This window comes from Amphritea balenae (genome assembly GCF_003858655.1).
In the GTDB taxonomy this organism is placed as follows: Bacteria; Pseudomonadota; Gammaproteobacteria; order Pseudomonadales; family Balneatricaceae; genus Amphritea; species Amphritea balenae.
In genome coordinates, this window is sequence record NZ_RQXV01000004.1 from 187,340 (window position 1) to 213,355 (window position 26,016).

The following is a 26,016-nucleotide window of genomic DNA, read 5'->3' on the forward strand; positions in this document are numbered from 1 at the left end:
AAACAGTAAGTACTTGAATGATGCTGGGTTACCCCAGCATCATCTGTCGTATTCTAAGGTCTTCTGAGCAACGCTTGGCATACTGTCTTAGCTCATCAGAACAGATCCCTTCAGCTAAATTTTCAGGCAGTGCGGCACCGCTGTTTATCAGCATCTGAACTAACGCCTGTTGATTACTTTTTAATGCCAGAATCAGCGCTGTATTTTCTTCTGCATCAGCCCGGTTCAGATCAGCACCGTATTCGTTTAGCCGGCTGAGGTGTAGCATGAGTTTATCCTCAGAGCAGTATTTAAAACAGGCTAGCAGGGCGTAGTCAGTTTCGGCTTCAGGGTACTCGAAAGGAGCACCTGCCTGTAGCAGTACCGTTAGCAGTGCCAGGCTTTGTTCTTGTTGCCGTAGCGCCTGATAAAGTAAGGGTGAAGCAGTGCTTGATTCTAATGCCAGTCCTGCACTTAGCAGGTGCTCCAGCACTTTAGGTTGGCCGGCTTGTATTGCCAATTCCTGCGCGTTTAGTGTCATATCCTGAAAACTGAAACGCTCTTGTTGCAGGCTCGCATGATCAAGCTTTCCGAATTGCTTCTTCAGCAATGTCAGATCGCCATCGATAATAGCTTGCTGTAATTTTTTAAAATGGTGCCGGGTAAAAAAAAGCATCAGTTTGTTGTCGCTTTCCAGAATAGGTTACGCAAGGGTTTAACTGCCAGTATCAGTAAGATGATTGCCGCCAGCCATTTAATCAGCATCATGGTTTCATTGTGATCAGCCATTGTGACCCCAATAGTCAGAGACTGGCTACTCAGCAGTGCATCGGTTGCCAGGCCGAGTAAGACAGCGCAGATACTGATTCCGCTGAGGTATAGCGCAACCGCACGTATGCCGAGTTCCCGACTCAGTATGCCGAGAGAAGCAATATTGGTCGCCGGACCCACTAATAAAAATACCAGGATAGCGCCGGGTGACATACCTGCGGCGAGCAGGGCTGCAGCCAGAGGTGTAGATGCTGTGGCACAGATATAGAGTGGTAAGCCTACTGCCAACATTAATAGCATGGCACTTAGCCCTGATCCCCATTGGCTCAGGCTGGATGGTTCAACCAGCGTGGCTATAATTGCAGCCAGTATCAGGCCTATGGCCAGCCAACCGGAAATATCGTCAAGAATATCAACGATTGCGAAACGAATTCCTGACAGTATGCCGGATTGTTCGGTTGCGACTGGATCTTTGCTGCAGCAACTTTCCGGTTCTGTTTGGCTTGTGCCAGTGCTGCAGCAGCTTGTTTTAGTAACGGCGGGTTGATCTCCGCAGCAACTACTTTTTTGTGTATTGTTACTGCAGCTGTCTTGAGGAGTTACTGTACTTGAGCTTGAGCTTGAGCTTGAGCTTGTACTTGAGTCTGAGCTGGAACTGCAGCAGGAGGTGGCGACGTTCGTATTCTGCTCTGCTGTTGCTGAACTTGTTTCTCTATTGATCGCCGTATGAGTGGCTGCGGTTTCCCGGTCGAAGAAAAGTATCATCAGTCCGCTGACGACGGCGCTGGTGATTGCCGACAAGGGTCTGATCACGGCCATGACAGGGCCGAGCAGGGCATAAGTGACAGAGATCGAGTCGACACCGGTTTCGGGTGTGGCAACCAGAAAAGACACCGTGGCTGGTTTTGATGCGCCGCTGCGTCGAAGGCCGATGGCAGCCGGCAGTACGCCGCACGAGCAGAGCGGTAACGGAGCACCAATCAGGGCTGCCCGAACAACTGATCCCGTGCCTTTACCGCTTAGCCAGCGTTGTACCAGGGATGTTGGAATCCAGCCTTTGAGTACAGCCGCTATAACCAGGCCCAGTAAGAGCCATATTGCGGTGTCGAGAAACAGATCGACAAGGTTATTGAGAAATTCAAATAGCATTAGGGTACCCGCTATATTAGATAGCGCTTATTTTAACTTAAATTACATTCCAGATCCGCAGCAAATAAATGCCACCGCTAAGGGTAAGTACAGAGCCCAGGGTGGTGGTAAGAACTATGTTGGCTGCGAGCTGCGCATTGCCTCCCATGCCTTTGGCCATGATAAAACTGGCAGCAGCTGTCGGGCAGCCGAACAGAACCATTAAAATGCCGATATCCTGACCCCTGAAGCCATATAGCCATGCCCCACCGGTTAGTACTAGGGGCATGATGATCAGCTTTATCAGGGTTGCCCAACCCGATTCGCCTGAGGTATTACGCAGGCTTTTAAGGTTAAGGGAGCCACCAATAGCAAGTAGCGCCAGCGGCAGAGTAAGATTGGCAAAGTAATTGCCAATCTTATTGCCGATGATGGGTAGTCCCCAGCCGTAGTAGGAAAAGGGCAGGGCCAGTATTACTGCGATTATCAGAGGATTGCGGGCAATTTCCAATAATGGCTTGCTGAGATTAAATCCACTTTTCTGATGCGGCATGGAGAGTGCCAGTACTGAAAGCACGTTATACAGGGGGATAACGCAGGCCAATAGCAGTGAGGCTTGAGCTAGACCGCTGTCGCCAAACATGTTGAAGCTAACTGCTAAACCGACGATGCCGTAGTTGCCTCTGAAAGCGCCCTGTATAAAAACACCCAGATCTTCAGGGCGATGGATAAAGCGCTTACTGATCTGCCACAGCAGGGTGAAGGTGATCAAGGTACCAATAATAAAGTAACTGAGTAATACCGGATTAAAAACCGCCTTAAAGTCCATGCGCGAGATGCTCATGAACACCAGGGCAGGCAGTGTAATGGTAAAGACCAGTCGAGAGGCTGTGGTGACGAACCCCTGGTCAATAACCCGCAACCGAATCAGCAGGTGGCCAAGAAAAACAATGAAGAAAATGGGGGCAACGATGTTGCTGGTAAACAGCAATGTATCCAGATAAAGAGTCAAAAGAGGTCCGGTAGCTAGGTAGACTGAGCGGGCAGTTTACCATAGCTTATCTCTTTGCCACCTTACCTTATGGGGCTAGCCATTGTTCAGGCAGACCTGCCTGGCTCAGTTATGAAGTTTTGGGTAGTCCAGTAACTCCATAGTACCGCAGGATTCAGCGAGTTCTTCCCAGCCTGTGATACTCAGAGCCAGATGAATGATTCCACTGGTAGGGAATTTCGCCACCCGTTCATGGGTAAGAAAGTAACTTGCCAGTTCCAGTGTAGGGTTGTGGCCAACAACCATCAGATGGCGATAATGATCAGACTGTCCCTGGAGCAGGTTGATCAGTGTTTCTTCTCTGGAGTGGTAGAGTTCGGGGATTTCAATGATTTTTTCTTTCGGGTAGTTCTGAGCCAGGGCTATCTGTTCTGCGGTAGCGAGGGCGCGGCGGGCACCGCTGCTCAGGATAAGATCGGGTATCAGCTCGAAATTAAGTATCCGTTCTGCCATCAGTGGCAGATCACGCAGGCCTCGTTTATTAAGAGGTCGGTCAAAGTCCGATAGTTCAGGATTCTTCCAGCTAGATTTAGCGTGTCGTACCAGAGTCAGCTTTTTCATGATGAGCAATTCCCTGTAGGTAGAGTCTCAGTATTAACTAAGGCGGCCCGAAAAGCTATTTAGGGAAGGGAATTGTTTGTCCCTTCCTTAGCTTGCCAGACAGCTGGCTTGTTCATCTTCTATCTCATTTAAGTTATCCATTAACTGGGACCATATTTTTCGCATATGTCCTGCCGGATGGCTGCCGGTATGTTGTAGATGCATGGCCCCTTCTTTAAACAATCGAGGGTCCATTGGTGTCAGGTCATCGTCTATCAGGGGGCGGAAGTTCATCTGATCCAGGATATCCCGTTGCAGATTGATGCCCGGGGCTATTTCAGTCAGTTTCAGGCCTTTATCGGTCAGTATAAATACCGCCCTCTCAGTGATAAAAGTAACCGACTGACCTTGCCTGATAGCGTATTCACCATTAAAGGTGATCTGCTGTACCTGCTTCAGAAATTTCTTTACCGGCCCGTTTTTAATAACCTGTAATTCGCCGTTATGGATCTCTATCTGTTGGGGGCCTGAGGTGAAAGTGCCCAGGAAGCATAGGTCTCGCGTATTTTGGGTAATATTGATAAAACCGCCTGCACCAGCCAGCTTATTGCCAAAGCGACTGACATTTACATGGCCTTCGGGGCAGGTTTCGGCTAACCCGAGAAATGCCTGATCCAGCCCGCCACCATCATAAAAATCAAACTGGGCCGGTTGATCGATAACGGCTGATGCGTTACTGACTGCACCAAAACTCAGACCGCTGGCTGGTTGGCCACCAATTCCACCGGGTTCTACCGTGAGGGTGAAATCGTTGAGCATATTTTCTTCTGCCGCTACGCTGGAGACCATCTCTGGCATACCTATGCCCAGATTGACGACTGACCCTTTACGTAGCTCCATCAGCGCTCTTCGACCGATAATCTTGCGCGCAGATAAAGGTTCGGTCTCATGGCTGGTTGGAGCGATAACATCACCGCAATAGGCAGGGTTGAACGGTTCGGCAAAGGTCTGTGGGTGATCCGCAGGATCCGCTACCACCAGATGATCAACCAGCACACCAGGGATTTTAATACGATCGGGAGTGAGTTGATGCTGATGGGTGGTGCGTTCTACCTGTACTATCACTTTGCCACCACAATTATGAACAGCCTGAGCGATGGCCAGTGATTCCAGTGGCAGGGCTTCCCGCTCCATTGAAATATTACCTTCAGCGTCAGCCGTAGTGCCCCGTAACAGTGCGATATCTATCGGAAAGGCTTTATAGAAAAGATATTCCTCGCCGTTTAGTTGTAACAGCTCAACCTGATCGGTGCGGGTTCGCGTATTGATCTTACCGCCTTCCTGGCGAGGATCGATAAAGGTATGCAGACCGACTTTGGTCAGCGTGCCTGGCTTGCCAGCGGCGATGTCTCTGAACAGGTGACAGATCACGCCTTGCGGCAGATTATAGGCTTCGATTCGGTTATCGGTGGCGAGCTTTCCGAGTCCCGGGGCCAGTCCCCAGTGGCCACCAATGACTTTGCGTACCATGCCTTCGTGACTAAAGTGATTTAACCCCCGGGTCTGTGCATCGCCCTGACCTGCAGCGTAAACAAGCGCAAGTTCGCGAGGATGTCCCTCGCTGTTGAAGCGCTGTTCTATCGCTTTTGCCAGGGCTTCAGCAAAGCCGATGCCGATAAAACCGCCGGTGGCAATGGTGGCATTATCGGGAATGAGTTGTGCGGCCTGCTGCGGGGTTATCTGCTTAGACATAATGTCATCCTGGCTGGTTTTTATTATTACTTTAGCGGGTTATGTAGCAATGCTTAGGCCATGATAAAAAAAGCGAATAAAAACAATTAGTTAATTTTTATATTCAAGGTGTTAATGATTTTCATGTCTAATTTTTTAGACGATATGTAAATATAGTGTATACGGTACTGTCTTAGGTTAGACGCTTGAGCCGGTTGTATAAGGTTGCCCTGGAGATGCCCAGGTATTCAGCAGCCAGGGTTTTATTAAACTGACACTGTTGTAGCGCATGATGAATGGCGCTAAGTTCGGCCTGATCACGCTGCTTGTGTAATTGTTTCTTGGGGGACGGTTCTGATAAAGGGATCTCTGTTACTTCGCTGGCACCCAGGTCGTCGGCGGTGATCTGATCCTGTTCGGCCATTACACAGGCTCGCTCAAGGCGATTGTGAAGTTCTCTGACATTACCCGGCCAGTGGTATTCCTGCAGCCATACAATAGCCTGAGGGCTGAGTTGCAGTGGTGGTAAGCCGGTTTCCTGCTGGATCTTATCGAGCAGGTAATGGCTCAAACTAGGGATGTCCGAGCTACGCACCCGTAATGGCGGCAGGTTGAGTGGCAGGACATTCAGCCGGTAATACAGGTCTGCTCGAAACAAGCCCTGATCAACCTGTTGTTTGAGGTTGCGAGAAGTCGCCGCGATAATTCTCACATCGACTTTTTCGAGTCGATTAGAGCCCAGGGCTTCTACTTCACGCTCTTGTATAACACGTAATAACTTGGCCTGAATCGCTGGTGATATATCGGCGATTTCATCCAGAAACAGAGTGCCGCCCTCAGCTAGCTGTATTTTTCCCTGTCGCCCTTGCCTGCTGGCGCCGGTATAAGCACCGGCTGCCGCACCAAATAGCTCGGCTTCAACCAGGGATTCAGGCAGCGCTGCCATATTGATACCGACAAAGGGACCACTGCTTCGTGGTGAGGCATTATGAATACCCTGGGCCAGGAGCTCTTTACCGGTGCCTGTTTCTCCCAATAGCAGAACGGTCGTATCCAGTTGAGCCGCTCTGAGGGCCTGGCGTTTAATTTTTAGTAAGGGTTCAGATTGTCCAATCAGATCATCGAGAGCGTATTTACTGGTACGAATAAGGTTCTGTGAAACCAGTTGTTTTCTGAGTCGTGCAAACTTATCAAACAGAGGTTGCAGGGCATCCAGGTCATGATAAAAAATAAATCCAATAGCGCCGAATACGCTATTGTCAGGGTTTTTTAAGGGGAGTCGGGTGACTGCGCACCATTGATTGTTTATCTGCATCAGATCAAGAAAGCTGGGCTGACCCGTTTGCACTACTCTGGGGAGCTGGGTTGAAGGGAGTATCTCTTCAACATGGACGCCACGTAGCTCTTTATCAGGGGGCAATGCCAAGAATTCCCGATAGGCGTCGCTGATCCAGACGATTTTACAAAACTGATCAATAGCGATTGAGCCCTGACAGAGGCTGGAGAGTAATGTCAGCAGGTTATCATCGTTGGCACTGAGCAGGGCTTCGAGTTGGTTCATCTGAGGTATGACAAGTTATTAGTCGATAAGCTCAGTGTGCCAGAATTAAGAGGAAGTTTCAGTCGAACAGAAATTTCAGGGGGATAGGGGCTTCAGGGGGTAGAAACAAAGCAGCCCGCCAAAGGGCAGGCTGCTATTATCTGAACAGAGTTTAGGCAACCTGTTGTTTAGGTGATGAAGATACCATTTCCCAGCGATGGGGAACGCTAACCAGGCCAATTTGCGAATAGCAGTACTTACACTCGTAAAGTGTATTGTTATGGATGTGGTTAATCTCTATCAGGCCGCTATGCAGGCTGATTCCTTGATTTTCCAGAAGTGTTTTACACTGCGGACAGGTACATGTCATGTGTGATACCTCAACACTGTTGTCGGATGACTATTCCTTAGTCAGATATCCTTCGTACAGCAATTGCTCGTTTAACTATTATTCACTTAACTGTTACTCGGTTAACTATTCTTAGTTTAATAAGTAAACAGCTTGAATCTGTTTTGAGACGGTCAAATGTCTCGTATATGCGACGAATTCTATCACAGCTTGTGTGTGCAAAGAAACACCAGCGTAAATCACTGTTTTTCAAGAGGTTAATACTGTTACGGCTGATCTGTATCAAACTATCTGTGTGGCTTAGCTGAATGTTTGCTTAACCTGAAAAAAAACCAGCCGGTTGGCTGGTTTTCTGTATCGGATAAGCGACGTTATTTAACCGCCGAGATAAGCCTGTTGAACAGCTTCATCGGTTAGCAGGTTAGCACCACTATCGGTCTTAATTACCCGACCATTTTCCAGTACATATCCCCGATCAGCGATACGTAGTGCCTGGTTAGCATTTTGCTCTACCAGGAAAATGGTAACGCCTTCATCACGCAGTTTTTGAATGATGTCAAAAATCTGCTGGATGATAATAGGGGCCAGTCCCAGAGAAGGCTCGTCTAACAATAGTAAACGAGGTTTACTCATCAGCGCCCGGCCAATAGCCAGCATCTGCTGTTCACCGCCGGACATCGTACCTGCGCGTTGCTTGTAGCGTTCTTCCAGACGAGGAAATAACTCTAGTACGTGTGCTGCGGTTTTTTGAGCCTCTTCCTTGCTGCGGAAGTATGAACCCATAAACAGATTTTCTTCAACGGTCATACCGCTGAATACCCGACGTCCTTCAGGCACAATCGCAAGACCTTTGCGCATGATATCGGGGGTGTTCAGCTTGTTTATCTCTTCACCGCAGAAGGTTACCGTTCCGGAGGATGCCTGCGGGTCGCCGCATATAGTCATCATCAGGGTAGTCTTACCAGCGCCGTTAGCACCGATAAGGGTAACAATCTCACCCTCTTCGATGTTAATCGAAACATCATGCAGTGCCTGAATCGGACCGTAATGAGTGTTTACATTATTAATCTGCAGCATCTTATTCCTCTCCGAGATAGGCTTTGATAACGTCAGGGTTATTCTTGATCTCTTCCGGGGAGCCATCAGCCAAAGGTGTACCTTGGGCAATAACGTAGATGTGATCAGAAATACCCATTACCAGGCTCATATCATGCTCAATCAGTAGCACGGAAATTTCGTGCTCATCGCGTAGCTTGATAATCAGCTCATCAAGTTCCTTAGTCTCATTTGGGTTCAGACCTGCAGCAGGTTCATCCAGCATCAGAAGCTCTGGCTGGGTAACCATGCAACGGGCTATCTCAAGACGACGTTGCTGACCGTAAGACAGGTTTCCTGCCTCACGATTAGCGAATTCCAGCAGATCGACCTCTTCCAGCCAATGCATGGCGTGGTTCATCGCATCTCGTTCAAGGCGTCGATAGTTCGGCGTTTTGAACAGTCCGGAAATCAGATTTGTATTGAGGTGACGGTGCTGGGCAACCAGCATGTTCTCAATAACGGTCATCTTCTGGAACAGACGGACGTGCTGAAAGGTACGTACCAGCCCTTTACGGGAGATATGAAAGTCTTTCAGTCCGGCGATCTGCTCGTTTTTAAGCATTACACTGCCTTCGGTCGGGATATAAAACCCAGAAAGACAGTTAAATACTGTGGTTTTACCCGCACCATTGGGGCCGATAACAGAAACAATCTGGCGATTTTTAACCTTCAGGTTAACGCCGTTTACTGCGACCAGACCGCCGAAGCGCATGGTTAGGCCGTTTACATCCAGCAGTAACTGACTCATTGTTTCAACTCCAGCTGTGGTCGCTTCATCGGTATCAGGCCTTCAGGACGCCAGCGCATCATTAATACCATCAATAGTCCGAATAACAGCATGCGATATTCAGAGAATTCACGGGCCAGCTCAGGCAAAATCGTCATGATAATGGCTGCAAGAATAATACCGACCTGGGAACCCATGCCGCCCAGAACCACGATGGCCAGGATGATAGCGGATTCAATGAAGATAAAGGACTCGGGGCTGATAAAGCCCTGACGAGCGGAGAAGAAAGCACCGGCAAAACCAGCGGTAGATGCACCGATGGTAAAGGCAGATAGCTTTATAGCTGTCTTGTTAAGACCCAGAGAACGACAGGCGATCTCATCTTCACGTAGTGCTTCCCAGGCCCGGCCGATCGGCATACGCATCAGACGGTTGATCAGGTAGATCACAAAGATCACCAGCAGTACCGCGATCAGATAAAGAAAGATGACTTTATATGAACTTGAGTAATCCAGATTGAAATACTCATGGAATGTCATCGCATCTTCGCCACCTTTGGCTTTGCGGGTGAACTCCAGGCCAAACAGGGTTGGCTTCGCAATTCCGGAAATGCCACTTGGGCCGCCGGTTACATTCGTCCAGTTGTTCAGCAGAATACGGATAATTTCACCGAAGCCCAGGGTTACAATAGCCAGATAGTCGCCACGTAATCGCAGAACCGGGAAACCGAGTACGAAACCAAACAGTGCTGCCGCACCGGCAGAGATAGGCAGGCAAACCCAGAATGATAAGCCGAAGTATTCTGATAGCAGGGCATAGGTGTATGCACCCACCGCGTAGAATGCTACGAAACCCAGATCCAACAAGCCTGCAAGACCGACTACAATGTTCAGGCCCAGGCCCAGCATAATGTAGATCAGTGTCAGGGTTGCCAGGTCAACCGAGCCCCGGGATACCATAAATGGCCAGATAACCATGATCACAATTAAGCCCGCGATCAACCATGGCTTCAGGGTGGCCATTTTTTTCTCTTCGGGAAGCATGGTAGTTATATTTGGCTTCGGAATAGACTTGAATAGTGAGTCTATCTGGCCACTGAACAGCTGTGACAGAAATACCAGCGCAATACCGCCACCGATCCAGGTCCATTGTGCTGCTGAGGCACCTTTAATTGCCAGTTGAGTACCTGAAGTATCCAACTTAACGCCGATCATCAGGCAGGCCAGAATCAGTGTGATACCGGCGGCGAAGATAGCGTTGTAAAACTTGCTAGTAGTCATACTTTTTCTATCTCCGGCTTGCCCAGAAGTCCGCTAGGGCGGAACAGCAGGATAGTGATCAACAGGCCAAAGGCTACCACGTCTTTATATTCAGATGGGAAGAAGGCTGCAGTCATCGCTTCGGTAACACCTAATACCAGTCCGCCTAATACTGCGCCAGGAATCGATCCGATTCCGCCCAGTACGGCCGCTGTAAATGCTTTCAGGCCTGCGATAAAACCGACGAACGGGTTTACAACCCCGTAGTACAAACCCAATAACAAACCGGCAATCGCAGCCAGTGCAGCACCGATGATAAAGGTCAGAGCGATAACCTTATTGGTGTTAATGCCTAGTAGGTTTGTCATACCCAGATCTTCTGCACAGGCGCGACATGCGCGGCCCATACGGGATTTGGATATGAATAGGGTCAAAGCCGTCATCGTGACGAAAGTAACAGCGAAGATAACAACCTGCATATAAGAGACGGTTACTTCAAAGTCGGCTGGATTACCGAAAGCCCAACCGCCGGAGATCATCGGTGGTAGCGCAACATCACGGAAACCCTGGGAAATACCTACCGAGTTTTGCAGGAAGATCGACATACCGATAGCAGAAATCAGTGGGATCAGCCGGTTAGAACCACGCAGAGGGCGATAGGCAACCCGTTCAACTGCCCAGCCGTAAGTACTGGCGATGAACATTGCGATAACCAGCGCAATTATCAGGATTATTGGAAGGCTCACCATTCCCATGCTCACCAGGCCTGCGATAACAATAAATGTTACGTAGGAGCCGATCATATAGATCTCGCCGTGAGCAAAGTTAATCATGCCGATGATACCGTAAACCATTGTGTAGCCGATGGCGATCAGGGCATAGGTTGAGCCGATGGTCAGCCCGTTAATGAGCTGTTGCAACAGATAGAGTGAGAATTCTGACATTTGCAGGGACCATATAAAACGAAACCCCGGCACCGGATCACGGCGCTAGGGTATCGGGATCAGATCCACCCGACTATTACAGTCGGGCGACGCTAATCAATTGTTATTATTGAGAATTACTGTGCAGGAGACTTAGAGCCATCCTTATGCAGACGGTAAACCAGGAAAGTAGACTCGGTCAGGTCGCCCTTCTCGTCATACTTTACTTTACCGATTGCAGTGTCAGCTTCGTTTGCACGGATGTACTCAGCAAGCTTTTCAGTATCAGTCGACTTAGTTGCAGTCATCGCATTAGTCATTACTTCAACAGCAGCGTAAGCGGTGAATACGAAAGGACCAGTTGGGTCTTCGCCGTTCGCTTTAATTGTTTCTACACGCGCCTGGTTTACAGGGTTCTGATCAAAGCTCTTAGGTGCTGTTGCCAGTACGCCTTCAGTTGCTTCGCCAGCAATCTTAGCCAGATCCGCGTTTACGATACCTTCAGGTCCCATGAACTGAGCATCGAAGCCTTTTTCAGCAGACTGACGCAGGATCAGACCCAGTTCCGGGTGGTAACCACCGTAGTAAACGAAGTCTACGCCTTGTTTCTTCAGTTTAGCGATCAGTGCAGAGAAGTCTTTGTCACCCGGGGTAACACCTTCAAACATAGCCGCTTTCAGGCCATTTGCTGCTAGCTGGTCACGTACTGCTGTTGCCAGACCTTCACCGTACTGCTGCTTATCGTGGATAACCGCGATGCTTGCCGGCTTAGCTGTTTCCAGGATGTACTGTGCAGCCATGCTGCCCTGTAGACTATCCAGACCGATGGTACGGAAAAGCATCTGATGACCTTTTTCCGTGATCGAAGGAGAAGTAGAGGCTGCAGTGATCATCAGAATGCCTTCCTCTTCGTAGATGTCAGAAGCAGGCTCAGTAGAAGATGAGCACAGGTGACCAACTACGTGGGAAATACCGTCGTTAACGATTTTGTTTGCTACAGCAACTGCCTGCTTAGGATCACAAGCGTCATCGTAAATAACGCCTTCCAGCATCATACCGTTTACACCGCCAGCCTTATTGATATCTTCAATCGCAGCCATTACACCGATTTTCTGCATGTCGCCATACTGGGCAACAGGGCCGGTGGCAGGTCCTGCCAAGCCGATTTTCAGTGTGTCAGCCTGTGCAGCAGCAGTCATACCCATAATGCAAACTGCGGTACTCAGACCCAGCAATGTTTTGCGGAATTGGTTCATCGAGATGATCTCCATTTATTGTTCTTTTGCGGAGGGGCCCTTGTGAGGCAACGTTGAGTCCTCCGTCGCAGTCGCTAACTCTACCTCCGCCTATCTATGAAATGCAATCACAGTAGAGAATTTTTCTGAATTTTTATTGATTTAAAAGCAGGTTTTCGGTTTGTGGCACAAAATGTTAATAATCTTGCCAGTATTTGTTATTGAGCTGTTGAGCGATTTTGTTAATGATCCATGCTCTCCAATTGGTTGTTCCTTAAATATCATAAGACATGGTAATTTGATTGAGGGACAGGATTCCTGATAAAGGTGCCGGCTGAAATTGCCAGTAGGTTCCGATGAATAAAAAAAACTGGGAATGTTATGGGTAGTATCCAACTTAAGCTCAGGTGGTTGTTATCAGCCACCTTGTTGTTACAGCTTTTCTTGCCGGTAGCGGCGAATGATCGACTGACCACGCCTGCAGTGAAAACGGTGCGTGCCAGCCAGGCTTTGTTACTTGATATTACGGCTGCGGGCCAGCAACTGATTGCGGTAGGTGATCAGGGGGTTGTGCTGCGGTCTTCTGATGAGGGACTCAGCTGGCAACAAATTCAGACGCCCTTCAGCGTGATGCTTACCAGTACGTTTTTTACAGATGAACAGCGAGGCTGGGTAGTTGGTCATGATGGCCTTATGGCCTTTACTAATGATGCAGGACTGAGTTGGCAGACAGGCTTGGATGGTAATCAGATTAACCGTTTACGTCTGGAACGACTGCAAGAATTACTGTTAGAAGCTGAAAGCCTGAGCGATGCAGACCCGGACAATGAGGCGTTGCTGGAACGTCTTGATCTGCTTAGTTGGCAGGTTGATGATGCTCAGGTTGCGCAGGAAGAGGGGCCTTCGGTACCGTTGCTGGATATTCTGTTTACCAGTCCGGAGCGGGGCTATCTGTTGGGCGGCTATGGTTTGTTGTTACGCACGGATGATGGCGGGCAAAGCTGGCAATACTGGGGTGACCGTCTGGAGAATCCGGATAGTTTTCATCTGAATGCTATGACTGTGGATCATCGGGGCTTTCTTTATATAGCCGGGGAAGCCGGGCTGTTGTTTCGTTCGATTGATGATGGTGTTTCATGGGAAACCCTCGACTCCCCCTATGAAGGTTCTTTTTTTGCTGTGACCGAATTTGATCATCAACTTTTTTTGATGGGATTGCGTGGTCACCTTTATCGCTCCGAAGATGGTCTCGACTGGATTGCAGTAGAGACCGGTTCAGGCGCTACTTTAAATGGTGCTTATAGTAGTCAGGACAAAGTGTTACTGCTCGGGGCCGGCGGAACTGTATTGCAGAGCAGTGATGGCCTCAGATTTAAGCGGTTGGACAGCGGTGGGCGCAGTTCATTAAGTGCGGCTGTGATTATTGATCATAAAACAGTTCTGGTTGGCGAACAGGGTGTAGTAATGCTGGAGGCGAATGATGAATAAGCTTAGTCAGCTGATAATGGCACCTATTAAAGGCTCTGAAGAGTTTGCTGAACGTTTTCTGTTTCACCGGCGGTTGTTGGTGTTAGTGGTATTTGCCCTGGCGACACTCTTTCTGGCCTGGCAGGCGGTACAGATAAGGCCTGATGCCAGCTTCGTGAAGATGATTCCGACGTCTCATCCTTATGTTGTGAACTATCTGAAGAACCGGGACGATCTGTCTGGTCTGGGTAATAGTGTAAGGGTCGCGGTTGCAGTTAAAGAGGGGGATATTTTTACTGCTGAGTACCAGCAGGCGCTGCAGCAAATTACCGATGAACTGTTCTTTATCCCCGGGGTTGATCGTGCGGCACTAAAATCTATCTGGACACCTAACGTGCGCTGGACCGAGGTGACAGAAGAGGGCTTTGTCGGTGGTCCGGTCATTCCACCAGAGTATGATGGCTCGCCAGAGAGTTTAGATCAGGTCAGAACCAATGTGCTGCGTTCCGGTCAGGTTGGTCTATTAGTGGCTAATGATTTTCGTTCGGCGATTGTTCAGGTGCCGCTGTTTGATAAGCATCCGGATACCGGGGAAAAACTTAATTATCAGGCGCTGTCTGAACAGTTAGAAAGCCTGATCCGGGATAAGTATGAAAGCGATAACCTGTCGATTCATATTACCGGCTTTGCCAAAATTATTGGTGATCTGATTGCCGGAGCAGTTCAGGTTGTAATTTTCTTTGGTATAGCGATTCTGATTACGCTGGTTTTACTCTACCTATATTCTCGCAGTGTGAGCGGTGCCCTGGTTCCTCTGGCCTGCTCTATAGTTGCCGTAATCTGGCAGCTGGGCTTATTGAAAACGCTGGGTTACGGTCTTGATCCTTATTCTATGCTGGTGCCTTTTCTGGTGTTTGCTATTGCGGTCAGTCACGGAGTACAGATTGTGAATACAATCGCGCTGGAAAGTGCCCGTGGCGCCGATAGCTGGTTAGCTGCACGGCGGGCCTTCAGAGCGTTATATATTCCAGGTCTTACGGCGCTGTTATCCGATGGTATCGGCTTTGTTACTCTGATGGTTATTGAGATCCGGGTGATACAGGATCTGGCGATCGCAGCGTCGCTGGGGGTCGCCGTTATTATTCTGACTAACCTTTTCTTGCTGCCGGTTATTATGTCGCTGGTTGGTATAGGTAAAACAGCGACTAAGAGAGCGGCGCTGGCGGAGCAGAAGCAGCATTCAGGCTGGCAGTTGCTAACCTGGTTTGCGCGCCCAAGAGGGGCTTTTACTGCTGTTGGCGTCGCGTTGGTATTGTTGGGGTTGGGGCTATTTCAGAGTCAGCAACTGCAGATCGGTGATCTGGATACCGGTGCACCAGAACTGCGGCCTGATTCCCGCTATAACCAGGATAATCGTTTCATTACTGAAAATTATTCCACCTCCAGTGATATTTTCGTGGTGATGGTAGGCACTGAAAATGAGCAGTGTTCCAGCTTTGAAACCTTGTCGCTGGTTGATCGGTTTCAACATTATCTGACCGATATAAAAGGCGTTCAGTCCAGTGTGTCGCTGGTCGATGTATCCCGACGTGTTACCTCCGGTTTGAATGAGGGTAATCTGAAGTGGCGAACGGTGAGCCGGAATCAGTTAGTTATTAATGCCTCACTTTCATACGTACCGGCAGGACTGATGAATCCATCCTGTTCATTGCTACCGGTGATTATCTTTCTGGATGATCACAAAGCCTCAACGCTAACCGGTGTGACTCAGGCGGTAGGCCAGTTTGCTGACCAATACGGTTCTGAACAGATCCGCTTTGAGATGGCGGCCGGTAACTCTGGCTTTGAAGCGGCAACGAATCAGGTTATTTCCACTGCGCAATATCAGATGCTGGCCTGGGTTTACGGGGTTGTCAGTTTGCTATGTTTGTTGACCTTCAGATCCTTTAAAACGCTTATCTGTATCATCGCCCCATTGGCGCTAACCTCGGTTTTGTGCCAGGCGCTAATGGCTAGCATGGGGATAGGCGTTAAAGTTGCGACGTTGCCGGTTATCGCTTTAGGTGTGGGTATAGGTGTTGATTATGGCATCTATATTTACTCGAAACTCAGCACCTATCTGGTGCAAGGAATGCCGCTCAGGGATGCCTATCTGAATACCCTTAAAACTACCGGTAAATCGGTCGCATTCACCGGGATGACTCTGGCGATCGGCGTGGTGCTATGGGTTATGTCTCCGATAAAGTTTCAGGCGGATATGGGGATTCTTTTAACCTTTATGTTCCTGTGGAATATGTTGGGTGCATTGATATTACTACCCGCACTGGCCTGTGTGCTGGGCTGTGAAAAAAGCACGGTCACCTTACCAAAAAAGGATAGTCGTAAGCAGGAGACTGAAAATGCCCTTTGATAAGCAGATCTTAGTTGTAATTGATCCGAAAGATAGTGATGAACTGGCACTGCACCGCGGACAGCTCATCGCTAAGCGTCTGGGTTGCGCAATTAACCTGTTATGGCTGGGCAGGGATGATGAACCGGTTATTCGGCTGGTAAAACAGTTGCAGGCCGAGGGGCTAAGCGCCAGCTATCAGTGTTGTATGAAAAAAGCGCTGTTAGAAACATTGCAGGCACTGTGGCAGACGCAGCACTTTGGTTTATTGATCAAGACCTGTGATCCTCGCACACATAACTTTACCACTTCGGCAGATGCTCATTTGCTCAGAGAGCTACCTTGTCCTGTATTACTGGTTAAGCATGATTCAAGCTGGCAGTCGGGTGTGGTGGTTGGTGCTGCAGATCCCCTGAGCGAAAGTGTTGAACAGCGGTCGTTAAATCGAGGTGTAATGGGTTTAGCCAAAGAAGTTGCTTTACTGACGAATGCCGAACTGCGGGTTGCCGTCGCAACGCCATCGGCCATGATGGCGGCGAATCCGGCCTTGCAGTCGGAAGCGATGATCCAGGCGCGTGCTAAAGAAGCGATGCAGCAGCAGTTAGCTGATTTAAGCATTGAGGTAGGCGATATTGATGTTGGTGAAGGGCCGCCAGAGTACTGGGTGCCCCAGGTTGCTAATCAGCTTAATGCATCGGTTGTTGTGATCGGTACCCGCGCCCGGGGTGGCATCAAGGGTGCATTGATAGGTAATACAGCTGAACGCATTCTGCATCGCTTAAATGCTGACGTATTAGTTTTGAGAACCGGGGTGTCTGATCAGATATTACCGGTTATCAAATCCTGATCTATTCATCGGCAGAACAAAAAAGCCCGCATATGCGGGCTTTTTTGTTAATGAATATAGTGTTGGTGGTTAATTGTTAACTGTATGTTTTTTAATGAAAATATTTTAATTGATTAGTTTTGTGGGTTTAAATGTTAGTAAATATGATGGCTTTTGTTATTGGACTTTAATGCCGCTTCAGAGATCCTACTATTATTGAATAAACAATAATAATTACCCGAACGGATAGTATTTCATCACTCGGGTACACAAGGATCTATTGAGGTAGAGCAGATGCCAGAATATAAAGCGCCGTTAAGGGATATTCAGTTTGTGCTGAATGAGATGCTGGATAATGAGCAGCATTATCAAAACCTGCCAGGTTGTGAAGATGCAACGCCGGATATGGTGAGTGCCATTCTGGAAGAGGGTGCTAAGTTTTCTGAGCGTGTGTTGGCGCCTCTTAATCAGGTAGGGGATCAGCAAGGTTGTCAGTTTAACGATGGTGAAGTCACTACGCCGGAAGGTTTCAAAGAGGCCTATCAGCAATTTGTTGAAGGCGGTTGGCCATCACTGGCACATGCCACCGAGTGGGGTGGGCAGGGTTTGCCGGAATCAATCGGACTGGTAATGAATGAGTTAGTGGGTACCGCTAACTGGTCCTGGAGTATGTATCCGGGCTTAAGTCACGGAGCGATGAATACCATAGAAGAGCATGGTAGCGATGATCAGAAACAGACCTACCTTACCAAGTTAATCAGTGGTGAGTGGACCGGTACTATGTGTCTGACTGAACCTCACTGTGGTACCGACCTGGGTATGCTGAGAACAAAAGCAGAGCCACAGGCCGATGGTAGTTATCAGATCTCAGGAACAAAAATTTTCATCTCTGCCGGCGATCATGATATGGCGGAGAATATTGTCCATATCGTGTTGGCGCGGCTGCCGGATGCACCTGCAGGTACTAAAGGGATATCGCTGTTTATTGTGCCTAAGTTTAATCCACAGGCCGATGGCGCTGTCGGTGATCGTAATGGCGTAAGTTGCGGTTCGATCGAACATAAAATGGGAATTCATGGCAACGCAACCTGCGTGATGAATTTTGATAATGCGACGGGTTATCTTATCGGCGCCGAAAATAAAGGTTTGAACTGTATGTTCACCTTTATGAATACTGCCCGTCTGGGTACTGCGCTGCAGGGTTTGGCCCATGCTGAGTGGGGCTATCAGAACTCCCTTATTTATGCCCGTGAACGCTTACAGATGCGCTCTCTGAAAGGGCCTGCTTATCCCGATAAGCCTGCCGACCCTATTATTGTTCATCCCGATGTACGTCGCATGTTGCTGACCCAGAAAGCTTTTGCTGAAGGTGGTCGTGCGTTGATCTATTTCTGTGCTCAACTGGTCGATAAAGTGAAACTGTCTACGGATGTTGAAGAGCAAAAATCAGCGGATGAACTATTGGCATTCCTGACGCCTATCGCTAAAGCATTTTTAACTGAGACCGGTTTTGAATCCGCCAACCAGGGTGTACAAATTTTTGGTGGCCATGGATTTATCAGCGAATGGGGAATGGAGCAAAACGTACGGGATAGCCGTATTTCAATGCTGTATGAAGGAACCACCGGTATCCAGGCATTGGATCTGCTAGGCCGTAAGGTGTTGATGAGCCAGGGTGAATCACTTAAGTCATTTACTAAAATTGTGCATAAGTTTTGCCAGGCTGAAGCTGAAAATGATGCCCTGCAAGAGTTTGTCGGACCATTGGCTGACTTGAATAAAGAATGGGGCGACCTGACCATGAAGATCGGTATGCAGGCGATGCAAGACCGGGATGAGGTGGGTGCTGCATCAGTCGATTACCTGATGTATTCCGGTTATGTCGTATTAGCTTATCTGTGGGGACGCATGGCTTTGGTTGCCCAACAGAAGCTAGCTGAAGGTACCGGGGATAAAGCGTTCTATGAGTCTAAACTGCATACAGCTCGTTTCTACTATCAGCGAATCCTGCCAAGAACCCGGGCTCTGGCGGTCACTATGCAATCCGGTGCCGACAATCTGATGGCGATGGGTGATGAGCACTTCTCCAGTTAATTAGGGCGATGATGTGAAACTTTTAAAAACCGCCGCAGGTCGACAGCTGGTTACTGGCCTGGCGGGAATTAACCGATTTAAGCACCGTATCAGTGCTAGTAAAGCGAATAAACAGATTAAGGAAAACAGCATGAGCAATATTCAATCAATGTTCGATACTATGGCTTCTCGCTTTGATTCAGCGGCAGCTGGCGATCTGGATGCTATATTCCAGTATAAGCTGGACGAAGGGGATGCCTATTATGCAACTGTCTCTGGTGGTAGTTGTAACGTACAGCAGGGCGAGCATGATGACCCTACGGTAACGCTGTTGATGGATAGCGAGACTTTTCAGGAGGTTCTGGAAGGTGAAACCGATGGTATGCAGGCATTTATGACCGGCCGGATTCGTGCCGAGGGCGATATTATGTTGGCAACCCGTCTGGCGACCTTGTTTCCGGTATAGTCGGAAATAAGCAGAGAATGGTTTGTGAGAAACCGCTGTTTACCGATGTAAACACGTATTCTAAACAGGTTTTAATGTGCCAGGGTTAGCTGGTAATCGTTTTTAATACGGCCTTAAAATGGGCGGTTTCAATTCGACAATATCAGGCTTATCGGCTTATGCTAATAAGTACTGCTCCTGCAAAAACAATAAAAGGAAACAGGACCTTACAATGGATCAGCAAATGCCACCGGGTTGGATACCGGATAGTCTTAACCCCCGGGGTTATCGAAATCTTAATGAGGTGTTGCAACGTACGGTTGCAGATAACCGGGATAAAATAGCTTTTACCAGCTTTGGTTTAGAGTTGAGCTATGCCGAGCTTGATCGCTTGTCGGATGCGTTTGCTGTTTATCTACAGCAGGAAACCAACCTGCAACCGGGTGACCGGATCGCTATTCAGATGCCCAACCTGAATCAGTACCCGGTATCGGTATTTGGCGCGCTTAAAGCGGGTCTGATAGTGGTTAATACTAATCCTCTGTACACCCCCCGTGAGCTGAAACATCAATTTGTTGATTCCGGCGCTAAAGCCTTAATTGTGCATAAATCCATGGCCCATAACGTTGATAAAATCATCGCAGAGACGCCGCTGGAGCATGTTTTTGTTACCCAGGTTGCCGATCTGCATAGCCCGATGAAAAGGCTGTTGATTAACAGTGTTATCAAATATGTAAAGCGTATGGAGCCTGCCTATAACCTGCCTCAGGCAGTCGAACTGCGACATGCGATTAATTCAAAGCTGGGCCAGCAACCAACTGCCGTCGAATTGAACAGTAGCGATATTGCGGTATTGCAATATACCGGTGGAACCACCGGCGTATCAAAAGGCGCAATGCTGACCCACGCGAACCTGATTTCTAATTGTCTGCAAGGGGTTAAACTTATCTCCGGAGCAGATGATCATTGGGCTGACAAAGTAGTCGCGCCCCTGCCCCTCTATCATATTTATGCCTTTACCATCTCTATGGCGGTGCTTGAGTTAGGGGGGAATAACCTGCTTATAGCCAATCCACGGGATATTAATGGCTTTGTTAAAGAACTGAAAAATCATTCCATCTCAGCGTTTATCGGTCTGAATACTTTGTTTGTCGCGCTCTGTAATCACAAAGATTTTGCTCAGGTGGATTTTAGCCGGTTAAAAGTAACGCTCTCCGGTGGTATGGCACTGACATTCGATGCTGCGAATACCTGGAGAGAAGCAACCGGTTGTAAAATTCTTGAAGCTTATGGTTTAACCGAAACCTCACCTGCGGTCGCGATGAATCCGCCTCTGGATATTCGTATCGGTACCATAGGGCCACCTGTTGCTGAGACTGAGGTGAAGATTATAGGCACCGAGGGACAGACCTTAGGTGAGGGTGAGCCGGGTGAACTTTGTGTCAAAGGTCCGCAGGTGATGCTGGGATACTGGCAGCGTGAATCTGCTACTAGTACCTGTTTCACCGATGATGGTTACTTTATTACCGGTGATGTTGCGATATGGGAGCCAGATGGTTATCTCAAGATTGTTGATCGGGCTAAAGATATGATCAATGTCTCGGGTTTCAATGTCTACCCTAATGAAGTTGAAGATGTGGTGACCTCGCACCCTAAGGTGGTTGAGTGTGCCGCGGTAGGTGAGCCAGATAAGCACAGTGGTGAGCTGGTAAAACTCTACGTTGTTGCTAAGGAAGAGGTTAGCGTAAAAGAGATCCGGGACTGGTGCAAAGAGCGGCTTACCGCCTATAAAGTACCTAAAGTTGTTGAGTTTACGGATGAGCTGCCTAAGTCAAATGTAGGCAAAGTTTTGCGCCGTATGCTGCGCAAAGACGCGGCCTGATTCCAGATCCGCAGGAGATTTCTATGGCGTTATCAAAACCGTCACGACGGATGCTACAGCACCGTCGCACAGTGGAGTGCCTTGGCTATAAAAGAGAGGATGGTCTCTGGGATATTGAAGGCCGGATGTTGGATGTTAAGTCTGAAACCGTTGCCTTGCCTGAACGGGGTGATGTAGTCGCAGGAGAGCCTTTCCATGATCTGGGGTTGCGTGTCACGCTGGATCATCAGTTATCTATTCGCAGTGTAGAAGCTTATATTGATGCTTCACCATTCGGTATATGTCCGAAAATTACTTCAGCGTTTCGTAAGCTGGAGGGGACCCAAATCGGACCAGGCTGGTCACGCCAGTGCAAAGAATTACTGGGGGGCGCGCAGGGCTGTACTCATCTGTATGAGTTGTTACAACCGATCGCGACTACCGCAATTCAGACTTTGTGGCCGAATAGTGATATCGATGTGATGCGGCTGGGAGCGGGAGTCATGATCAATAGCTGCCACAGTTGGGCTGAAGATAGTCCGGTTATTGAGAAACTGCTGCCAGAACATTATATCGCCTCTTCCTGATCTGCATTTGGCCTGATGGGTTAAGATTTTGACCGATGTTTTCCCTGGTTTTTTATTACATTGAGTAACGCCACATAAATTAGCTGCGCTGCCTGATAGCTGCTGCCAGACCTGACTGAGAATCAAACAATGACCGATCAACTGCTGATACAACGAAATGGCTCCGTTCTGGAGTTGACCATGAATCGTCCTGCTAAGAAAAATGCACTGACTCTGGCGATGTATCAGCAATTGTCTGAAGCATTGCAGGCGGCCGATAAAGATCCTCAGGTAAGAGTTGTATTACTGACTGGGGCCGGAGATTGTTTTTCTGCCGGCAATGATATTGCCGATTTTCTGGCGGCGCTTGGTCAGCCGGATGCGGTTCAGGGCCCACTTAGTTTTCTCAGGTCTATCTCTGGTCTGAATAAACCTATTGTTGCGGCTGTACCAGGTATTGCGGTCGGTATAGGTACGACCATGTTGCTACATTGTGACCTTGTTATTGCCAGTGACCGGGCGCGCTTTCAGTTGCCTTTTGCCCGACTGGGTCTGGTGCCTGAGGGCGGTTCCAGCTACCTGATTCCTCAGTTGTTGGGCCATCGCAAAGCATTCGAATTGTTGGTGATGGGTGATCAGTTTGATGCCCAAACGGCCTGTGAGCTGGGGATTATCAATCAGCAGGTAGAACATGATGAGCTGATGGCAACGGCCCGGCAAAAAGCTGACGCTCTGGCGGCGATGGCGCCGGATGCTGTTCGTCAGAGTAAGGCGATGTTACGTCGCTATCAGATGGATGATCTGCAACAGGTGCTGGTCGCTGAGATTGAACAATTTGCAGCACGGCTTAAGTCACCGGAGGCGATGGAAGCTTTACAAGCCTTTATGGAGAAACGCGCAGCCGATTTCTCCAAGTTTAATTAAACCGGGTTATGCTCGGTAGTCGGTTAGCCTTTGTTGTCTTTATGACGCAGTAGCAGGTCACCGTACAGCGCTTGAATTTCAGCCAGATCTTTTTCTACATCCCCGCTGGGGTGATATACCTTATAGACCCCGGCTCGACGGGCTTTCATATCAAAATATACCGGCAGAATAGGTACCCCGGCAGTATGAGCGATATGATAAAAGCCTGTTTTCCATTGTTCCACTTTTGCCCGGGTACCTTCAGGTGCAATAGTTAGATACAGGTGATCGGCTTGTGTTAGTTGGTTAGCCGCTTGTGTCACCACATTCTGTGAGCGCGACCTGTCGATTGGAACACCACCCAGCCACATCATCAGATGCTTGAAGGGGAAACGGAAGATCTGAATCTTACCCATCCAGTAGATCGGCATATCCTGGCTAAATGCTAATAGCAGGGCATAAGGCAGATCCCAGTTGCTGGTGTGTGGCGCGCCAATCATGACGCAACGGTCGATATTCTCAGTCGCTGAAAAATCCAGTTTCCAGCCCTTTATCTTAAAAAAGCTACGGGCAAACCAGCGTAGAGTGGGTTTGATTACTGGAGTCGAAAATATAGTGCGATGCATCTGGGCAGGTTCCGGGGTTTTGGAGTGGCTATTTTAATGATTTAAACCCGGTATCGCTAAGTTAATTTTAAGACCGGATTTGTTATCTATTTGTCCCAATTAATATCTTGATGTGTTCTATAGTAACTATATAAGAAATAAGAAGATTTTTAACCTGTAGATGTTTTTGTTAATGATTGAGGATCTTTTTGTCATTGTTGAGCTGAAGGAATCTATTAGTATTAATCAACATCAGGATGTCGCTGTCTGAGTTATACAGCTGTTATGGCTGGTTTGTAATGACAAGATAAAAGTGAACAGACAGCCTAATACAATTGAAGCGTAGCTACGCTTTGTAAAATAAAAACTATGTATGGAGTCGACCATGCTATTTGAAGGTCAAGCGGTACGGGTTCAGGAGGTTGAAAGTGGCATATATGAGCTGACTTTTGATCTGCAGAATGAGCCGGTAAATAAGTTTAACCGGGTTACTCTGGCTGAACTGAAAGAGTCTGTCAGCCTGTTAAGCGCAGTAAAGGGCATTAAAGGTGTGTTATTCAGTAGCGCCAAAGACTGCTTTATTGTGGGTGCTGATATCACCGAGTTCAGCTCACTGTTTGCCGATGGTGAAGAGGCGCTTATCGCTAAGCTGCTTGAGCAACATGCGATATTCAGTGCGGTTGAAGACCTGCCATGTCCGACGGTAACGGCGATAAACGGGGTTGCTTTTGGTGGAGGTTTTGAACTCTGTCTGGCGACTGATTTCCGGGTGATGGCTGAGAAAGCAAAGGTCGGTTTGCCGGAAGTTAAATTAGGTATTAATCCTGGTTGGGGCGGCATTGTACGTCTGCCACGGCTTATTGGTGTGGATAACGCTAATGAGTGGATCTGTACCGGTGCGGAAAAACGCGCTGCTGCTGCACTTAAAGATGGTGCGGTAGATGCGGTGGTCAGTCAGGATAAAGTACGTGAAGCGGGACTGGATCTGTTACGTCAGTGTGCTGCGGGTAAGTTTGACCATCAGGCACGTCGTGATGAGAAGCAGTCGCCGATCAAGTTAAACCAGATAGAACAGATGATGGCATTTGAAACGGCTAAAGGCATGATCGGTGCTAAGGCTGGTCCACATTATCCAGCACCTCTGCAGGCGGTAAAAACGATACAGAAATCCTGTTCTTTGACACGTGACAAAGCGATCGAAGCTGAAGTCCGTGGTGTAGCAAAACTGGCTGGTGGTCCTGTCGTAAAAGCCCTGGTCGGTCTGTTCCTGAAAGATCAGTACGTTAAGAAGGTGAGTAAAGGCTTTGAGGCGAAAGCCGATAAAGTGAAGCAGGCTGCGGTACTGGGTGCCGGTATCATGGGCGGTGGCGTAGCTTATCAATCTGCCTCTAAAGGCACGCCAATTCTGATGAAAGATATCAACGAAGCGGCAATTCAACTGGGCCTGGACGAAGCGAATAAGTTGCTTGGTGGTCAGCTTAAACGCGGTCGTATCGATGCTGCGAAAATGGCAGCGACCATGAATCGCATTCGCCCTACCCTGAGCTATGGCGATTTTGGTTCTGTTGATCTGGTGGTTGAAGCGGTTGTAGAGAATCAGAATGTAAAACAGATGGTGTTGGCTGAAACCGAGCAACACATTGCGGATGATGCGGTTCTGGCGTCGAATACTTCGACTATCTCGATTAATGCATTGGCCAAGTCGTTAAAGCGGCCTGAAAATTTCTGCGGTATGCACTTTTTCAATCCGGTACACCGGATGCCGTTAGTAGAGGTTATTCGGGGTGAACAGACGTCTGAAGCCACTATCGCAAGAACGGTGGCTTATGCCACAGCGATGGGTAAAACACCGATCGTTGTTAATGACTGTCCGGGGTTCCTGGTAAACCGGGTGCTGTTCCCTTATTTCGGTGGTTTCAGTGGGCTGTTGCAGGATGGCGCAGATTTCCGTCATGTGGATAAAGTGATGGAAGGGTTTGGCTGGCCGATGGGACCGGCGTACCTGTTGGATGTGGTCGGTATTGATACTGCCCATCATGCGGATCAGGTGATGGCTGCGGGCTTCCCCGAGCGGATGTCCCATGAAGGCGAAAGCGTGATTGACCGGATGTTTAATCTGGAGCGCTTTGGTCAGAAGAATAACAAAGGTTTCTACCGATACGAGATGGATCGTCGGGGTAAACCGAAGAAACTTGCTGATGATGAAGTGGATAACCTGATCAGTGGTGTGGTTGGTCAAAGCCGGGACTTCTCCGATGATGAGATTATTGAGCGGATGATGATCCCGCTCTGTATTGAAACAGTCCGATGCCTGGAAGAGGCTATCGTTGCCTCGCCGGCGGAAGCCGATATGGCGCTGATTTACGGTATTGGTTTCCCGCCGTTCCGGGGTGGTGTGTTCCATTATCTCGACGAGATGGGTATGGCTACTTTCTGCGAGATGGCCGGAAAATATGCTGAGTTGGGTCCGCTGTATCAGCCGACTGAGAAGATGCAGCAGATGGCCGTGAGTGGCGAGAAATATATTAACAATAGTGTAGCTAACTAAGG

Annotated in this window: 21 protein-coding genes; 9 read left to right on the forward strand and 12 right to left on the reverse strand. The window is 48.6% G+C overall.

Annotated elements, in window-relative coordinates; translation table 11 throughout:
- Positions 1-28: 28 nt before the first annotated feature.
- The 11 genes from EHS89_RS09050 to EHS89_RS09100 all read right to left on the reverse strand — a co-directional run bounded on the left by EHS89_RS09050 (position 29) and on the right by EHS89_RS09100 (position 12,352).
- The gene (locus tag EHS89_RS09050; protein WP_124925825.1) at positions 29-655 is read right to left on the reverse strand and encodes an ankyrin repeat domain-containing protein; all 627 of its coding nucleotides are present in this window, start codon (positions 653-655) and stop codon (positions 29-31) included.
- Complete coding sequence (locus EHS89_RS09055; RefSeq protein ID WP_124925826.1) at positions 655-1,899, reverse strand: SO_0444 family Cu/Zn efflux transporter; 1,245 nt, start codon at positions 1,897-1,899, stop codon at positions 655-657. The genes EHS89_RS09050 and EHS89_RS09055 overlap by 1 nt, the downstream gene beginning before the upstream one ends.
- Positions 1,900-1,936: 37 nt before the next feature.
- Positions 1,937-2,890 carry an AEC family transporter gene (locus EHS89_RS09060; RefSeq protein ID WP_124925827.1) on the reverse strand — a complete coding sequence of 318 codons (954 nt, stop codon included), beginning with the start codon at positions 2,888-2,890 and terminating at the stop codon, positions 1,937-1,939.
- A 105-nt stretch (positions 2,891-2,995) separates the two neighbouring features.
- Entirely contained in the window at positions 2,996-3,490 is a 495-nt protein-coding gene (locus EHS89_RS09065; RefSeq protein WP_124925828.1) for a SixA phosphatase family protein, read from the reverse strand.
- An 87-nt stretch (positions 3,491-3,577) separates the two neighbouring features.
- Positions 3,578-5,221 carry an acyl CoA:acetate/3-ketoacid CoA transferase gene (locus EHS89_RS09070; RefSeq protein ID WP_124925829.1) on the reverse strand — a complete coding sequence of 548 codons (1,644 nt, stop codon included), beginning with the start codon at positions 5,219-5,221 and terminating at the stop codon, positions 3,578-3,580.
- Between the two features lie 172 nt (positions 5,222-5,393).
- Positions 5,394-6,761 (reverse strand): sigma-54 interaction domain-containing protein, encoded by a 1,368-nt coding sequence (locus EHS89_RS09075; RefSeq protein WP_124925830.1) that lies wholly within the window; start codon positions 6,759-6,761, stop codon positions 5,394-5,396.
- A 703-nt stretch (positions 6,762-7,464) separates the two neighbouring features.
- On the reverse strand, positions 7,465-8,166 hold the full coding sequence (locus tag EHS89_RS09080; RefSeq protein WP_124925831.1) for an ABC transporter ATP-binding protein: 702 nt from the start codon (positions 8,164-8,166) through the stop codon (positions 7,465-7,467).
- Between the two features lies 1 nt (position 8,167).
- Positions 8,168-8,935 (reverse strand): high-affinity branched-chain amino acid ABC transporter ATP-binding protein LivG, encoded by a 768-nt coding sequence (gene livG, locus EHS89_RS09085; protein ID WP_124925832.1) that lies wholly within the window; start codon positions 8,933-8,935, stop codon positions 8,168-8,170.
- Positions 8,932-10,194: a high-affinity branched-chain amino acid ABC transporter permease LivM gene (locus tag EHS89_RS09090; RefSeq protein WP_124925833.1), complete on the reverse strand. Its 1,263-nt coding sequence runs from the start codon at positions 10,192-10,194 to the stop codon at positions 8,932-8,934. Before EHS89_RS09090 ends, livG begins: the two co-directional genes overlap by 4 nt.
- Positions 10,191-11,117, reverse strand: a complete 927-nt coding sequence (gene livH, locus EHS89_RS09095; RefSeq protein WP_124925834.1) for a high-affinity branched-chain amino acid ABC transporter permease LivH — start codon at positions 11,115-11,117, stop codon at positions 10,191-10,193. Before livH ends, EHS89_RS09090 begins: the two co-directional genes overlap by 4 nt.
- A 116-nt stretch (positions 11,118-11,233) precedes the next feature.
- Positions 11,234-12,352, reverse strand: a complete 1,119-nt coding sequence (locus tag EHS89_RS09100; protein ID WP_124925835.1) for a high-affinity branched-chain amino acid ABC transporter substrate-binding protein — start codon at positions 12,350-12,352, stop codon at positions 11,234-11,236.
- 360 nt (positions 12,353-12,712) lie between these two features.
- Between EHS89_RS09100 and EHS89_RS09105 the strand changes: the two genes are divergently transcribed.
- From EHS89_RS09105 to EHS89_RS09140, 8 genes are all read left to right on the forward strand, one after another.
- Positions 12,713-13,819, forward strand: a complete 1,107-nt coding sequence (locus EHS89_RS09105; protein ID WP_124925836.1) for a WD40/YVTN/BNR-like repeat-containing protein — start codon at positions 12,713-12,715, stop codon at positions 13,817-13,819.
- Positions 13,812-16,208 carry an efflux RND transporter permease subunit gene (locus tag EHS89_RS09110; protein ID WP_124925975.1) on the forward strand — a complete coding sequence of 799 codons (2,397 nt, stop codon included), beginning with the start codon at positions 13,812-13,814 and terminating at the stop codon, positions 16,206-16,208. Before EHS89_RS09105 ends, EHS89_RS09110 begins: the two co-directional genes overlap by 8 nt.
- Positions 16,198-17,034 carry a universal stress protein gene (locus EHS89_RS09115; RefSeq protein ID WP_124925837.1) on the forward strand — a complete coding sequence of 279 codons (837 nt, stop codon included), beginning with the start codon at positions 16,198-16,200 and terminating at the stop codon, positions 17,032-17,034. The genes EHS89_RS09110 and EHS89_RS09115 overlap by 11 nt, the downstream gene beginning before the upstream one ends.
- A gap of 273 nt (positions 17,035-17,307) precedes the next feature.
- The gene (locus tag EHS89_RS09120) at positions 17,308-19,107 is read left to right on the forward strand and encodes an acyl-CoA dehydrogenase C-terminal domain-containing protein (RefSeq protein ID WP_124925838.1); all 1,800 of its coding nucleotides are present in this window, start codon (positions 17,308-17,310) and stop codon (positions 19,105-19,107) included.
- 13 nt (positions 19,108-19,120) lie between these two features.
- Positions 19,121-19,552 carry an SCP2 sterol-binding domain-containing protein gene (locus EHS89_RS09125; protein WP_308430939.1) on the forward strand — a complete coding sequence of 144 codons (432 nt, stop codon included), beginning with the start codon at positions 19,121-19,123 and terminating at the stop codon, positions 19,550-19,552.
- Between the two features lie 211 nt (positions 19,553-19,763).
- Entirely contained in the window at positions 19,764-21,413 is a 1,650-nt protein-coding gene (locus EHS89_RS09130) for an AMP-binding protein (protein WP_124925839.1), read from the forward strand.
- Positions 21,414-21,436: 23 nt separating this feature from the next.
- Positions 21,437-21,979 carry a DUF2889 domain-containing protein gene (locus EHS89_RS09135; protein WP_124925840.1) on the forward strand — a complete coding sequence of 181 codons (543 nt, stop codon included), beginning with the start codon at positions 21,437-21,439 and terminating at the stop codon, positions 21,977-21,979.
- 129 nt (positions 21,980-22,108) lie between these two features.
- Positions 22,109-22,882: an enoyl-CoA hydratase gene (locus EHS89_RS09140; RefSeq protein ID WP_124925841.1), complete on the forward strand. Its 774-nt coding sequence runs from the start codon at positions 22,109-22,111 to the stop codon at positions 22,880-22,882.
- A gap of 23 nt (positions 22,883-22,905) precedes the next feature.
- On the opposite strand, the gene EHS89_RS09145 is transcribed toward EHS89_RS09140, so the two are convergent.
- The gene (locus EHS89_RS09145; protein WP_124925842.1) at positions 22,906-23,487 is read right to left on the reverse strand and encodes a 1-acyl-sn-glycerol-3-phosphate acyltransferase; all 582 of its coding nucleotides are present in this window, start codon (positions 23,485-23,487) and stop codon (positions 22,906-22,908) included.
- A 364-nt stretch (positions 23,488-23,851) separates the two neighbouring features.
- On the opposite strand from EHS89_RS09145, the gene fadB reads away from it, so the two are divergent.
- On the forward strand, positions 23,852-26,014 hold the full coding sequence (gene fadB, locus EHS89_RS09150) for a fatty acid oxidation complex subunit alpha FadB (RefSeq protein ID WP_124925843.1): 2,163 nt from the start codon (positions 23,852-23,854) through the stop codon (positions 26,012-26,014).
- Positions 26,015-26,016 lie beyond the last annotated feature (2 nt).

Coding starts and splice junctions, on each gene's coding strand:
- EHS89_RS09050 (WP_124925825.1), bottom strand. CDS start 655: ATGCTTTTTTTTACCCGGCACCATTTTAAAAAATTACAGCAAGCTATT.
- EHS89_RS09055 (WP_124925826.1), bottom strand. CDS start 1,899: ATGCTATTTGAATTTCTCAATAACCTTGTCGATCTGTTTCTCGACACC.
- EHS89_RS09065 (WP_124925828.1), bottom strand. CDS start 3,490: ATGAAAAAGCTGACTCTGGTACGACACGCTAAATCTAGCTGGAAGAAT.
- EHS89_RS09070 (WP_124925829.1), bottom strand. CDS start 5,221: ATGTCTAAGCAGATAACCCCGCAGCAGGCCGCACAACTCATTCCCGAT.
- EHS89_RS09075 (WP_124925830.1), bottom strand. CDS start 6,761: ATGAACCAACTCGAAGCCCTGCTCAGTGCCAACGATGATAACCTGCTG.
- EHS89_RS09080 (WP_124925831.1), bottom strand. CDS start 8,166: ATGCTGCAGATTAATAATGTAAACACTCATTACGGTCCGATTCAGGCA.
- livG (WP_124925832.1), bottom strand. CDS start 8,935: ATGAGTCAGTTACTGCTGGATGTAAACGGCCTAACCATGCGCTTCGGC.
- EHS89_RS09090 (WP_124925833.1), bottom strand. CDS start 10,194: ATGACTACTAGCAAGTTTTACAACGCTATCTTCGCCGCCGGTATCACA.
- livH (WP_124925834.1), bottom strand. CDS start 11,117: ATGTCAGAATTCTCACTCTATCTGTTGCAACAGCTCATTAACGGGCTG.
- EHS89_RS09100 (WP_124925835.1), bottom strand. CDS start 12,352: ATGAACCAATTCCGCAAAACATTGCTGGGTCTGAGTACCGCAGTTTGC.
- EHS89_RS09105 (WP_124925836.1), top strand. CDS start 12,713: ATGGGTAGTATCCAACTTAAGCTCAGGTGGTTGTTATCAGCCACCTTG.
- EHS89_RS09110 (WP_124925975.1), top strand. CDS start 13,812: ATGAATAAGCTTAGTCAGCTGATAATGGCACCTATTAAAGGCTCTGAA.
- EHS89_RS09115 (WP_124925837.1), top strand. CDS start 16,198: ATGCCCTTTGATAAGCAGATCTTAGTTGTAATTGATCCGAAAGATAGT.
- EHS89_RS09120 (WP_124925838.1), top strand. CDS start 17,308: ATGCCAGAATATAAAGCGCCGTTAAGGGATATTCAGTTTGTGCTGAAT.
- EHS89_RS09130 (WP_124925839.1), top strand. CDS start 19,764: ATGGATCAGCAAATGCCACCGGGTTGGATACCGGATAGTCTTAACCCC.
- EHS89_RS09135 (WP_124925840.1), top strand. CDS start 21,437: ATGGCGTTATCAAAACCGTCACGACGGATGCTACAGCACCGTCGCACA.
- EHS89_RS09140 (WP_124925841.1), top strand. CDS start 22,109: ATGACCGATCAACTGCTGATACAACGAAATGGCTCCGTTCTGGAGTTG.
- EHS89_RS09145 (WP_124925842.1), bottom strand. CDS start 23,487: ATGCATCGCACTATATTTTCGACTCCAGTAATCAAACCCACTCTACGC.
- fadB (WP_124925843.1), top strand. CDS start 23,852: ATGCTATTTGAAGGTCAAGCGGTACGGGTTCAGGAGGTTGAAAGTGGC.